The following is a 12,879-nucleotide window of genomic DNA, read 5'->3' as shown; positions in this document are numbered from 1 at the left end:
AATGGGCGCAAAAACGCACACAGAAGTATGTTCTACTTTTCCCTTCGGCAGTACTAACTGCATCAGGTTCGTAGGGTATAATCTCAGCCTATATGGCACCCCTAAAGTTGATTACAAACATATAGAAAATTTTGACTTACATTTTTAAATAAATAATATCAAAAAAATAACTACCTGTAGTTTAACGAAATAAAAACATTACATAAACTAAAGAAAGAAAGTAAAAACTGCTAATTTTCTATAAAAAAAATAATAAAACAGTTTTAAATAAGTGGTATAACGATTAAAGAATTACAAGAAAGGTGTGCCCACAATTATCAATTTATGATAATAAATAATTGCTTTGTTTTGTAAAAAGTAAGGCAAAGTATAAATGCTCTTTTTATTTTAATACCGAACATTCATTTTTTATTTTAAAATGGTATTTTGCGGGTTCAAACTCAACATAACTAAACAATCCTAATGGCATTAAGTAGAATTTGGTCTGCATTTATTATTGTTGCTATTGTAGTAGCCAGTATTAAGTGTTTTTTCTTTGGGCAAACTGATCTTTTTAACTGGATGGTAATTGGTAAGGCGGATGATGCAGCTAATCCTTTAAAATTAGATGGCATTATACAAACCTGCTGGGTATCTGTAGAGTTATGTTTTAAGTTGGTTGGTATTTTGGCTTTATTTATGGGCCTGATGAGCATTGCAGAAAAAGCTGGCGGTATTCGTTTATTATCACGTATTGTTGGTCCATTTTTCTCTAAGCTTTTTCCCGAAATTCCTAAAGGTCACCCTTCTATGGGGCACATGATTATGAATTTCTCTGCCAATTTACTGGGTTTGGATAATGCCGCAACTCCTTTTGGTTTAAAAGCTATGGAGAGTTTGCAGGAGCTAAATCCGAATAAGGACACGGCTTCCAATTCGCAAATTATGTTTCTTTGTTTACATGCTGCTGGCTTAAATCTTATACCTGTAAGTGTAATAGCCATTCGGGCATCGCAAAATGCAAGCAACCCAACTGATATTTTTATTCCTTGCTTAATTGTAACCTTCGTTGGCACTATTGCCGCCATGCTTATTGTTTCCTTTAAACAGAAAATAAACTTATTACAGCCTGTTGTAATCGGTTGGATTTTGGGCTTATCTATAATTATTGCTGCTTTGGTTTTGTACATCACTTCACTTAATGCTGATGGCATAAAATCATTTTCGGGTGTATTGAGTAATGGATTAATTTTATTGGTTTTTCTTTTAATTATTATTGGAGCTCTTTACAAAAAAATTGATGTTTTTGATGCCTTTATCGAGGGTGCAAAAAATGGCTTTGATACCGCAATAAAAATTATCCCTTACCTGGTGGGGATGTTGGTTGCCATTAGCATGTTGCGTACCAGTGGAACTTTTGATGTAGTTATAAGTGGGATAAAAACGTTTTTCGCTTATTTGGGTGCTGATACAAGGTTTGTTGAAGGTTTACCAACTGCATTAATCAGACCATTAAGTGGTGGTGCCGCCCGCGGCATGATGGTAAGCACTATGGAAACTTATGGTGCTGATTCTTTCGCCAGTCGCCTTTCTGGAATATTTCAAGGTGCATCTGATACTACCTTTTATGTGATTGCCGTATACTTTGGTTCAGTAAGTGTTAAAAACACAAGGTATGCAATTGGATCAATGTTACTTGCCGATTTAGTTGGTGTTTGTACTGCAATTGGGCTTTGCTATTTATTTTTTGGTTAGTGTTGGTTGAGGCTTTGTGAGTTTTGATTTAGGTTTAACCGCTAAGTACGCTAAGTTTTTCGCAAAGAAACGCTAAGTAATTTATACTTATGGTTGGTGTAATCCGCCGCTACCGCAAGCGTCTCGCTTATGGTACTCAGGTAGTAAACATGCTATAATATATTTAATTAATGAGCCATAATTATACCCAGGCTTTAGCATACAGACACAAGCGAGACGCTTGCGGCCAATGCTATTAAGTTAAGAGAAAAAGTCGTCATTGCGAGTTTTTGATTTTTCATCAAAACGAAGCAATCTTTTTAATTATTCTCTTCAACCATTTACAGGAAAGATTGCTTCGGCTCGCTCTAGCCCGGCCTCGCAAGGACGACCCGCCTTAAAATAACAAGCTGTTCGAGATGTTAGCTTTTTCAGCGCATCTCGTACTATTGATAAAACAGGATTTTCAAATTCTGAAGGTCATTTATCGCTTTATTTATTTAAGGGTTCACAGAACCCTTTTTATTGTTAATTCGGTTTGGCTAATGCAGCCCTGCCCTTTGCCGCTACCGCAAGCGTCTCGCTTGTGGTAGTCAAGTAGTAAACATGCTATAATATATTTAATTAATGAGCCATAATTATACCCAGGCTTTTGCATACGGACACAAGCGAGACGCTTGCGGCAGCGAGGGAATGATTTAGGAAATCATTGTCAGTAGCGTTTGGCTAATATAGCCCCGCCCTTTGCTAAATCCCGATAGAAAAAATCGGGATACCGCTGTTGGTCTATTTTATTTAACGAGGAGCATCATTTAACTAACGAGGAGCATCATTTACCCGACGAGGAGCATCATTTAACCAACGAGGAGCATCATTTAACCAACGAGGAGCATCATTTAACCGACGAGGAGCATCATTTAACCAACGAGGAGCATCATTTAACCAACGAGGAGCATCATTTAACCAACGAGGAGCATCATTTACCCGACGAGGAGCATCATTTAACCAACGAGGAGCATCATTTAACCAACGAGGAGCATCATTTAAGACTCTGTTCAATAAACTGTGTCACTGATTAAAAATTTCCTTTTTAAAAGGTTTATAGTTTATAAAAAAACCCTGTTCATAATGCATGAGCAGGGTTTTTCTATTTAAAATAAACTGACTACGTTAGGGCTTATCCCACCAAATTCTGGCGTTTAAGTCATCAGCTCCTCCGTAAGGGAAACCTGCAACTGCGGCAGTATAGTTTGCTCCATTTAAAGATCTTTCTTGCGTTGGATATCCTTCCCTCCTCGGTATTGGGGCTCCGTTATTATTTGGAGCGGGACTAATAAAGTTAGGGAAACCCGTTCTGCGCCATTCCGCCCAGCCTTCATATCCGTGTAAAAACAAATGAATCCAGCGTTGATTACCAATTTTTCTAAGTGCATCTGTTGCATCATAAGCTACATCGGCATTTGCCATATAAGCGGCTAAACCAGTTACATCGTTATTTTTCCATTGGCGGATAGAATATTCTATCGCTTTATCATAATTGGTTTTTGCCACTGCATCGCCACCATTTATCCAGGTAATTTTTGCTGCCTCTGCCATTGCAAATAATGATTGAGCATAGGTAACCAAAGCAACCGGAGAATTTTGTTGTCTTAAACCAGAACCTAATAAAGAGTAATTATTTATTACCACCGTAACAGATCCTGGCAAGCCATAATCCAAGCCTACATAATTGCCTGCGGTATTTTTATTTGCATAAACAGGCAACCGTGGATCGTTTAAAGGTTGCATATAATCTACAACTGGTTTACTTACTGCAAACCAGTTTCTGCCTAACACGGTAAATGAGTTGTACCAATAATTTTCATTGGTGGCGTTTGCTAAATGCTGAAAAGTAAGATTATCGGCATTATCTATCATCATACCGTTAGCTACAGCTTTATTAAATTCTAAGCTGCCTTTTGTGGCATCAATTTTTGATAGTCTTAAAGCCATTAGTGCATGAATAGTATTGCCTAACCTTTTCCATTTGTTTACATCGCCACTATAAATAATATCATTTTTAATGTTGCCTGATACAATTGCCGCATTTGCTTGATCCAATAACGTAAACAAATTGTTGTAAATACTTTGTTGTTTATCATACTTGGGTGTAAAATTGCTGCTTCCACTTAGCGCATCACTGTATGGAAGATCCCCCCATCTATCCGTCATGTGCCAATAGAAATAGGCTTTTAAAATTTTAGCAACGGCAATTTGGTTTACTACAGGTCCTTCATTCGCATCTAACGTTTTACTGTTAATTACGGTTTCCAAATTCATTAATGGACCATTATAGAGCGAATAAAAGTTAAAGTTAACCGATACGTACCTACTATTATCTGTAAAGGAAGTATTGGATAAATATTGAGGGTAATGCACGCCATAAGGTGAAGAACTTAGGCCTGGCAAAGATAATTCTGCATTGGCAATAAGCTGTGTACCCGCTTTGGTTGGGTTATTTGGATCTATTGTTACAGAATCATCAAACTTTTTACAGCTACTTAGTACTGCAAGTGTTAAAAAAGCGATGTATATATTTTTATATGTGATTTTCATATGCTTAAAATTAAAAGGTTAGGCTTAAGTTAACACCAAAGGATCTTACGGTTTGCAACTCTCCTTTTTCTATCCAGCTGATATCTGCGCTGCCTGAAGAAAGTTCTGAAGGATCAATTCCTTTTGGTGCTTTTTGCCAAATCATAACAGGATTACGAGCAATTACAGCAAATTTTGCTGCTTTAAAAGGGGTTTTGGTTAATAACTTTGCACTTAGATTGTAACCCAAACTAACCTCACGTAATTTAATATAAGAAGCTGAATAAATCCATTCATCGTAAATTCTGGTTCCTAAATTAGTTCTGTAATAGGTTCTGGCATCTACATAAGCGGTTACTTCTTGACCAGTTGCCTGAGAAATGCCATTGATTTTAACACCACCACCACTAGCTAAAGGATCGCGTACGTTGAAACCTTTATCGTTTATAGCAGCTGTTTCTGCTGCCTGACCAGATTTAGCTGAAAGCATTTTTGACCAGCTGAAAAACTGACCACCTTTTTGGAAATCAATCATAGCGCCAAGGGTAAAATTACCTATTTTGAACGTGTTTTGCAGTCCGCCTGTAAATTGTGGCAATACACTTCCGAAATCTTTAGCGGCATCAAACAAAGGCATATTATCTGTACCTAACAAAACTTTACCTGTTGCTGCATCAATTCTATAGCCTGGTCCTATTAAATTACCAAAAGATTGTCCTTCAGTAGAATTTAGGTAAATATTTTGACTTGAATAATTGGCTACATCGTTCTGTAATACTGGTATACCAGGGTAAAGTTCTATAATTTTGTTTTTATTGCGAGCAAAGTTTAAGGTTGCGTCCCATGTAAATAGCTTAGATTGAATTGGGCGACCTGTTAAAGATAGTTCTACTCCTTTATTCTCAATTAAGCCTGCATTAATTACATATTTATCATAACCACTTGCGCCAGAAACCGATAAATCTAAAATCTGATCTTTATTTCTTTGGGCATAATAAGTTATTTCAGCACCTATTCTATTTTTTAAAAATTTCAAGTCCAAACCAAGCTCAAATGAGTTTGCAAATGATGGTTTTATAAAGGGGTTTTTAAGTTTATCGGGTACTAAAATGGTATTAATAGCGCCATTAGGTGCATTGTAACTTGTACCTGGGCCGAAAGTATTAATGGTTTGGTAAACCTTTAAATCAGAACCTGCAACGGCAAAACTTGCTCTTAACTTACCAAAAGATAAAGCACTCCATTTGGTTAATTCACTAAATAAGAAACTACCAGAAACGGAAGGATACCAATAAGAGTTATTATTATCAGGCAAAGCCGAAGAAACATCATTACGAATGGAGGCATCTAAAAAGTAAATGTCTTTATACCCAAATGAGCCCATTGCGTAAATACTTCTAATTTGTTTCTTTTTAATTTCAGAATTACTGATTGGTCTATCTACAGAAGCGGCTGCAGAGTACCAACCTGGGCTTGATAAACCACCAACAGTTGCCTGATATTGGCCTGAATAATCCAACGTATATAAGTTGGCACCCACATTAACATTTACCGAAAGATTGTTAAAGGTTTTATTGTATTGCCCTAAAAACTCATAGTTATTTTCTGTGTTTTGATATTTTCCAATTTGATAACCATCTACCAATCTACCGCCCAATCCTTCTTTATGGGTAATGCTTTGCGTATACATATCAGAACGTACAAAACCGCTTAATTTTAATTCGGGCAAAACCTGGTATGATGCGTTTACATCACCAAATAAACGATCTCTACTATCATTATTTAAAACTTCATAAGCATCGAAAAAAGGGTTATTCCAATCGCTTGGTCTATTATTAGTAATAATTCCTGTAGCCGTATTGGGGTTTACATTCCAGTTTAAAATCGTTCCATCAGCATATTTATAATCTCTTAAACGGTTGATATCAATATTTCTTTGAAACCATTGAGAAGCGCCTGTAAAGGAACCTTGATAACCTTGTGTTGGGCGCTGACCTTTATTATTTGAGTAGTTTACATTGGCACCTACTGTAAACTTTTTGGTAACATCTAGCGAGGCACTTAAACTTAAATTATTTCGTTTTAGCCACGTATTTGGATAAGTACCATTAATATAAGCATTGGTATACCCCATTCTGTAGTTCATATTTTCGCTACCACCTGTTAATGAAACGCCGTTATTAAGGTTATAACCGGTTTCATAAAAATCTTTAATGTTATTTGGTTGAGGAACAAATGGTGTTAACTGACCAAATTGAGGATCTTGCGGATAAAAACTATAATACATTCTAACGGGCGTACCATCCATTGCCGGGCCCCAACTTTCATCATTACCATTAACATATTTTTGCCCATTGGCTAATGTTAAAAAGGTTTGATTATTACCTACACCATAAATGTTTTGTAGGGGAAGAAAGTTGCCAACTTTTTCAATAGAGAAGGCAGAATTTAAACTAACGCTAACATTTTTAGGTCCCTTAACTCCTTTTTTTGTGGTGATTAAAATTACGCCATACTGCCCTCTTATACCATACAAAGCCGAAGCAGCTGGTCCTTTTAATACATTAATGGTTTCAATATCTTCAGGATTTATATCTTGAGAAACATTTCCATAATCTACGCCATTTGCTGTACCACTAAAATTATCCTGACTGGTTGGTGTTCCATCAATTACCATTAAGGGCTGTCCGCTACCATCAATAGCATTTACGCCCCTAATTTTAATTTTCTGTGTTCCACCCATACTTGCACCAGATGAACCTGTTACTTGCACACCAGCAACTTTACCCGCTAATGAACCAATTACATTTTGTTCTTTAGTTAAGGTCAGGTTATCGCCGCTTACTTGCTGGGTGGCATAACCAATAGATTTTTGCGAACGTTTAATGCCTAAGGCGGTAACTACAACTTCTGATAAGTTTTCTGCATCAGGCAATAGTTGAATATTAATTTGGGTACGATCGCCGATAATGGCTTCCTGACTGGCAAATCCTATGGATTTAAAAACCAGAATATCTGCATTTGATGGAATTGTGATGCTGTAAGTACCATCTCCATTTGTAGAAGTTCCAGTGGTACTACCTTTAAGTAGTACGCTTACCCCGGGAATTCCAACCTTGTTATCATCGGTAACCTTGCCTTTTATGGTAGTTTGAGCATAGGAAACCACATAGCAAGTTAAAACCCCTAATAAAATTAGTAAAGATTTTCTGTTCATAGTGATTAGATTTAGTTTTCGGTTTGTTAAGTATTTGTTAAAATACAAAATTTAACTAAATCAATATTCATTAAAACAGTTACTATAAAGGGAATTACGCTAAAAACAAGATAAAAAACGGCATGAAACTGCACAAACCTGCAAACACAAGCAGATTGCTAATGTGCAACAATATTGCTACAGCTTAATTAAGAAGTTTGTTGAGGGAGGGAAATTCTATTGATAATTTCATCAATTGCATCACGTTCTATGGCTACATGTTTTGATGCACACCACTGGGAAGACTTATCATCAAGCCAAATGCAGAATGAGTGATAGCCATCAAGCACTACTGCATATGTTTCGTGAAAATCATCTTGAATTCTCATGCAAAAACCTTTAAAAGTTTTGCCTCTAACGATAAATTGAAGGGTTGAATAATTGGCTAACATGGCTCATAGGGTTTTAACTAAAGCTACAACAATATGTTTATGAGAATGTTTTGTTAATTTAAAGGAATTAATAAATAATTATACTATTTTAAATATTGGCTTAACCTATGTTTAACATATTGGAATAGCCCTTTGCTATTAAACGTTTTTTTGAGGGTAAAAATATCTCGCATTGCAAATTTAATATCGTTCTGCCTCTTTTTACTATCGCAGTTTCTGCAACAATTTCATCGCCCTCACTTGCTGGTGCAAAATAATCTATATAATTATTTACTGTTGTAAAACGATCATTTAAACCCATAGTGTAAACTGTGGCACCAATTAAATCATCAATAATACCTGCTGTTACGCCTCCGTGCAAAATGCCGTATGGGTTAGTCATTTCTTTTCTAATGGTATAACGACAAACCAAAATTCCATTTTCTGCCTTAACCATTACCGGTGCCAACCAATTCATAAAGTTTGATGGCGATGCGGTAATAACCTGCCCTATTGATTGCCTTAATATATTTAATCGTTTTTCGCTTAATGATTCTTCCATATGGTAAATATAATAAAATGGAAGATGTTTGAAACTAAGATCAATTTACGGATCGTTTACTTTATTTTCATAACTCCATACATCTTCCATTATGTATTTTGCTAAAACGGAACAATTACCTTAAGACTAAAATTTCTTCCCATATTATAAATCCCTGATCGACCGCTTGGTGATGATTGATAGTACTCGAAATATTTAAGTCTATTTAAATTAGATTGATAGGCAGTATTAAAAACATTATCACATTGAATAAAAACATCAAATAGTGCTTTGCCAGATTTATGCTGAATAGTTGAACCGATGCCTGCATTTAGCAAAGTATAACCTTTGGTAAAAGTTTCGGTATTATCTAGTGCATAGAAATGATTTTGATCTGCAAAAATAGCTGCATCTACCTTTATATACGGTTTATTAAACATTCCAATGTTTGATTGAGCCGTTGCCTTAAGTTCTGTTCTTATTTGTAATGGTGGGATAAAGGGCAGGTATTTAGCTGCCGTACCATGCTTTGCCAGCAGTTCTTCATTTTTATTTAAACCTACAACATAAGCTAAACTATTGTTAAAAGTTAACCATTTTAAGCCAGATGGGTGTACATTTACACTAATTTCTGCGCCATAAAGTCTGGCTTTAGATTGCTGATATTGATAGGTAAGATTTCCTGGAACAATAACAACAGGATTTCCATCGGCATCGGTTAAACGAGATTGATAGATATAATTCTGAATGTTATTATTAAAAAGTTCTAAGCTAATATCGGCATCTTTTAAATAAGCGATAATTCCAATATCTTCTTGCAGGTTAAATTCGGGCTTAAAAGTTCGGTTTCCTAAATACACAATATGAGCACCAGGATCTAAACCATTTGAGCCAATTTCGGTAATATTTGGTGCTCTGTAGCCTCGTGCTATATTGGCTTTAAGCAATAGCTTTTCGGAAATATTGTAGGTCAATCCTAAACTACCCGAAACGCCATAATATCTTTTATTAAATGCCGGAAATTGTAAGTGAGCACCTGGGCTACCAACGTTTACTTTTCTATCAAAATTGGTTTCTGGGTTATTGCCTACATAAAAATCTTGCCAGTTTATGCTTCTTCTATCCATTCTAATTCCGCCAGAAACATCAATTTTTCCAAATGTTTTTTTAGCGAAGTAAAATGCCCCAACATCAAACAGATTGTAATCTGGAATCGGAAAATCAGTGGCGTTTTTACTTCTATTGGTTTGATACATTCCATTTATGCCAACGGTACTTTCTATTCCACCAAAATCAGGAAGGTTATATTTTAAATCGTAATTTAAAGTATTTAATACCACATATAAACCTGCTTGATTGGGCAAAGTAGGATGATTAAATTCTCTCCTAACACTTTGCTGACCGCCAATAAGTAAATTTAAATCGCTATTGCCAAACTTAAACTGGCTGGTATTATAAACTCTGGTGTGCTGAATATGTTGATGCAACGGATTGATTTTATAGCTATTTAGCTCATCATTGGGCACAATTGGTCTATTTTTAATGTCATCACCATCATCTAAAACCTGCCTAGTAAATTTTCTGCTAAGCGAATCACGGCTTCCATCCGGAATTTCCATAAGGTTATCATAATAAGTTAGTGCCGTTTTAGAAAAGCCCCATTTCTTATCTACCCTTGCGCTTGCTAACAAATTATACTCCTTAAAAGCAGTTCCATAAACTAATCCATCAATTTTATTGCGGTAACTATGCGCCATTTTACCACTTGCACGAAAGCTATATTTCCAATCATTTTTTACATAGCCCAAACCAATAGATGAACCAACCATGCCGTTGTTGCTTTGGTAATTCATGGTTGCATCGCCCTTTAGCTGCCCGTTTGCAAAGTTTGGATTAAACGGAATCATATTAATTACGCCAGCTAAAGCATCAGATCCATACGTTAAACTAGCCGGACCTTTAACCACTTCTGCTCTACTAATTCCATACTCATCAACTTCAATACCGTGCTCATCTCCCCACTGTTGCCCTTCTTGCCTTAAACCATCATATAATGTTAAAACACGATTGTAACCAAGTCCGCGAATAAATGGCTTTGAAACATTTGGCCCTGTGGTAACCGCTGTAACACCAGGAACGCCCTTAACTATAGCTTCTATAAGATTGGTATTTACATTTTGATCCATTGATTTTTTAGAAAGTACCGCTATTGGCACCGGACTCTTGCGTAATTCTGTTGCCCTATTAACACCAGTTACAACAACTTCATTAAGGCTTGATTCTACTTCTTCCAACAGCACATCAACAACTTGAACGGCTTCTTTTACTTCTATTTTTTTGTGCTGAGATTTATATCCAACTCCAGAAAATATCATCTCATAACACCCGTAAGGAATATTACCCATTTGATAATTACCAAAAGCGTCGGTTTTTACCGATTTATTACTACCGGAAATTTTAATGGTAATATTATCTACAACTGTATTGTTTGATTTTACTAAGCCTTTAATTAAACCAGTTTGTGCAGTTGCGCTAAAAACAGTAAAGAGGAAGGTTAAATTGATGAGTATAGATTTCATGAGTTTAAATATTTATCTAAATATATTTTTAGACAAATCTAAATTTAATTTTAAACTTACCAAATAATAGTTTTTAAAGCATATAATTTTTGGTTTAAAAGAACCGTTCAAACGGGTTATCAAAAATCTTATTCAACTTATAATCAATCAATTCTAAATCGGTTAACAAACAATTATTTAAATTACTTTTCAACTCATCAATATCTAAATCCTGTCCAATAAATACTAATTCATTAAGTCTATCTCCAAAATATTCATCCCAGTTTTCTAATATTTGCTCTGTATTTTCAAGGTAATCAGAATAGTTATTTCGCTCTTGCGAAGGTATACTTGCCCACCAAACGCCAGCATGCTCTACACGTAAAGAACCGCCCGCCTGAGAGAAATTTATGGCAGTATTGGGCATCGCGGCTAACCAAAAAATACCTTTAGAACGAATAATATTGGAATGAAAATCATGGTTTAAGTAATTCCAGAATCTTTCTGGATGAAAAGGCTTTTTGGATCTAAACACAGTAGAAACAATACCATATTCTTCAGTTTCGGGCTGATGAACGGTTTCGAGTTCCTTTTTCCAACCAGCACCTTCTGATGCTGAATCAAAGTTGAACAAACCAGTATTTAGCAAAAATTCTGGCTTAACATTTCCAAAAGTTGTTCTATGAATTTTTGCTGTAGGATTTAACTTCTTAATTAATGCTTCAATTAAATTGGCATCATTTATAGAAACCAAATCCATTTTATTCAGCAAAATTACATTGGCAAATTCAATTTGATCTGTTAACAGATTCACAATAGTGCGTTTATCGGCTACATCATCAACCAAATCACGATCTATTAATCGTTCTGCAGTTCCAAAATCTTTCATAAAGTTAAAACCATCTACCACAGTTACCATAGTATCTAGCTGGCTAAACCTACTTAAATCAATGCCTGATGCCTCATCAACAAAAGAAAAAGTTTGCGCAACAGGAATAGGTTCAGAAATACCAGTGCTTTCAATTAGTAAATAATCAAAACGGTTTTCTTTAGCCAGCTTTTCCACTTCAATCATTAAATCCTCCCTTAAAGTGCAACAGATGCATCCATTACTCATTTCAACCAACTTTTCTTCTGTTTTAGAAAGCACGTTTTCATTTTTAACCAAGTTGGCGTCGATATTTACTTCGCTCATATCGTTTACAATAACTGCCACTCTTAATCCTTCTTTGTTTTTAAGGATCGCATTAAGCAAAGTGGTTTTGCCACTCCCTAAAAATCCGCTTAAAACCGTTACCGGTAGTTTCTTTATCATATAAATGCAATTAAGTTGCAAATATATTATTCAATTTTTTAAATGCAACATAATTGCGTTTATATTTGTATTATTAAAATTTAGCTTTATGAAATCGACAAGAATTACTTTTAATTTGGATAAACTAGGCATTACAGCTTCAACTGCGTGTGCTATACATTGTGCGCTTCTACCCTTTTTATTAACGTTATTACCACTTTGGGGTTTAGAATTTTTAGGCAATTCGGCGGTAGAAATTAGTATGATTGTTATTTCGTTATGTTTGGGTATATGGTCGTTAAGTAAATCTTATCGCAATGGGCACCATAAAATTTTGCCTATAATTATTTTAACATCTGGTTTTTTATTTATTGCCTTTGGGCATTTTTCTGGAATTGAATTTTTAGAGCCTATTTTAATTCCGATTGGAGGTTTTACTATTGCAGCGGCACATTTTATAAATTTAAGATATACTAAAACTTGCCAACACAAGCACTAAATAATAATATTTGAAATTAAATTAAAGCAACAATTGTATCATTCATAACACAACATTGTTGCAGTTAAATAAA

General features: G+C 35.3%; 9 protein-coding genes and 1 riboswitch. Of the genes, 2 read left to right on the top strand and 7 right to left on the bottom strand.

Features of this window, described 5'->3' with window-relative positions; genetic code table 11:
* Positions 1-22 precede the first annotated feature (22 nt).
* A riboswitch (TPP riboswitch) is annotated at positions 23-113 on the bottom strand.
* Between the two features lie 349 nt (positions 114-462).
* Entirely contained in the window at positions 463-1,734 is a 1,272-nt protein-coding gene (locus tag EHC72_RS11155; RefSeq protein ID WP_131537776.1) for a nucleoside recognition domain-containing protein, read from the top strand.
* Positions 1,735-2,529: 795 nt separating this feature from the next.
* Here EHC72_RS11155 and EHC72_RS11150 read toward each other — a convergent pair.
* From EHC72_RS11150 to EHC72_RS11120, 7 genes are all read right to left on the bottom strand, one after another.
* A complete protein-coding gene (locus EHC72_RS11150; RefSeq protein ID WP_131537775.1) occupies positions 2,530-2,772 on the bottom strand; it encodes a hypothetical protein in 243 nt (80 codons plus the stop codon).
* A gap of 111 nt (positions 2,773-2,883) precedes the next feature.
* Positions 2,884-4,308 carry a SusD/RagB family nutrient-binding outer membrane lipoprotein gene (locus tag EHC72_RS11145; protein WP_131537774.1) on the bottom strand — a complete coding sequence of 475 codons (1,425 nt, stop codon included), beginning with the start codon at positions 4,306-4,308 and terminating at the stop codon, positions 2,884-2,886.
* A gap of 10 nt (positions 4,309-4,318) precedes the next feature.
* Entirely contained in the window at positions 4,319-7,504 is a 3,186-nt protein-coding gene (locus EHC72_RS11140; RefSeq protein WP_131537773.1) for a SusC/RagA family TonB-linked outer membrane protein, read from the bottom strand.
* A 188-nt stretch (positions 7,505-7,692) separates the two neighbouring features.
* The gene (locus tag EHC72_RS11135) at positions 7,693-7,872 is read right to left on the bottom strand and encodes a hypothetical protein (RefSeq protein ID WP_131537772.1); all 180 of its coding nucleotides are present in this window, start codon (positions 7,870-7,872) and stop codon (positions 7,693-7,695) included.
* Between the two features lie 163 nt (positions 7,873-8,035).
* Positions 8,036-8,476 (bottom strand): PaaI family thioesterase, encoded by a 441-nt coding sequence (locus EHC72_RS11130; RefSeq protein WP_131537771.1) that lies wholly within the window; start codon positions 8,474-8,476, stop codon positions 8,036-8,038.
* A gap of 101 nt (positions 8,477-8,577) precedes the next feature.
* On the bottom strand, positions 8,578-11,034 hold the full coding sequence (locus EHC72_RS11125; protein WP_131537770.1) for a TonB-dependent receptor: 2,457 nt from the start codon (positions 11,032-11,034) through the stop codon (positions 8,578-8,580).
* Positions 11,035-11,128: 94 nt separating this feature from the next.
* On the bottom strand, positions 11,129-12,328 hold the full coding sequence (locus EHC72_RS11120) for a GTP-binding protein (RefSeq protein WP_131537769.1): 1,200 nt from the start codon (positions 12,326-12,328) through the stop codon (positions 11,129-11,131).
* A gap of 88 nt (positions 12,329-12,416) precedes the next feature.
* Between EHC72_RS11120 and EHC72_RS11115 the strand changes: the two genes are divergently transcribed.
* Positions 12,417-12,806 (top strand): MerC domain-containing protein, encoded by a 390-nt coding sequence (locus tag EHC72_RS11115; protein ID WP_131537768.1) that lies wholly within the window; start codon positions 12,417-12,419, stop codon positions 12,804-12,806.
* Positions 12,807-12,879 lie beyond the last annotated feature (73 nt).

Source organism: Pedobacter nototheniae (assembly GCF_004335085.1).
GTDB lineage: Bacteria > Bacteroidota > Bacteroidia > Sphingobacteriales > Sphingobacteriaceae > Pedobacter > Pedobacter nototheniae.
This window is presented reverse-complemented; position numbering and strand designations above follow the sequence as displayed.

Bases quoted from the DNA above. Each gene is read 5' to 3' on its own strand.
- EHC72_RS11155 (WP_131537776.1), top strand. From the start codon at position 463: ATGGCATTAAGTAGAATTTGGTCTGCATTTATTATTGTTGCTATTGTA.
- EHC72_RS11145 (WP_131537774.1), bottom strand. From the start codon at position 4,308: ATGAAAATCACATATAAAAATATATACATCGCTTTTTTAACACTTGCA.
- EHC72_RS11140 (WP_131537773.1), bottom strand. From the start codon at position 7,504: ATGAACAGAAAATCTTTACTAATTTTATTAGGGGTTTTAACTTGCTAT.
- EHC72_RS11135 (WP_131537772.1), bottom strand. From the start codon at position 7,872: ATGAGAATTCAAGATGATTTTCACGAAACATATGCAGTAGTGCTTGAT.
- EHC72_RS11130 (WP_131537771.1), bottom strand. From the start codon at position 8,476: ATGGAAGAATCATTAAGCGAAAAACGATTAAATATATTAAGGCAATCA.
- EHC72_RS11125 (WP_131537770.1), bottom strand. From the start codon at position 11,034: ATGAAATCTATACTCATCAATTTAACCTTCCTCTTTACTGTTTTTAGC.
- EHC72_RS11120 (WP_131537769.1), bottom strand. From the start codon at position 12,328: ATGATAAAGAAACTACCGGTAACGGTTTTAAGCGGATTTTTAGGGAGT.
- EHC72_RS11115 (WP_131537768.1), top strand. From the start codon at position 12,417: ATGAAATCGACAAGAATTACTTTTAATTTGGATAAACTAGGCATTACA.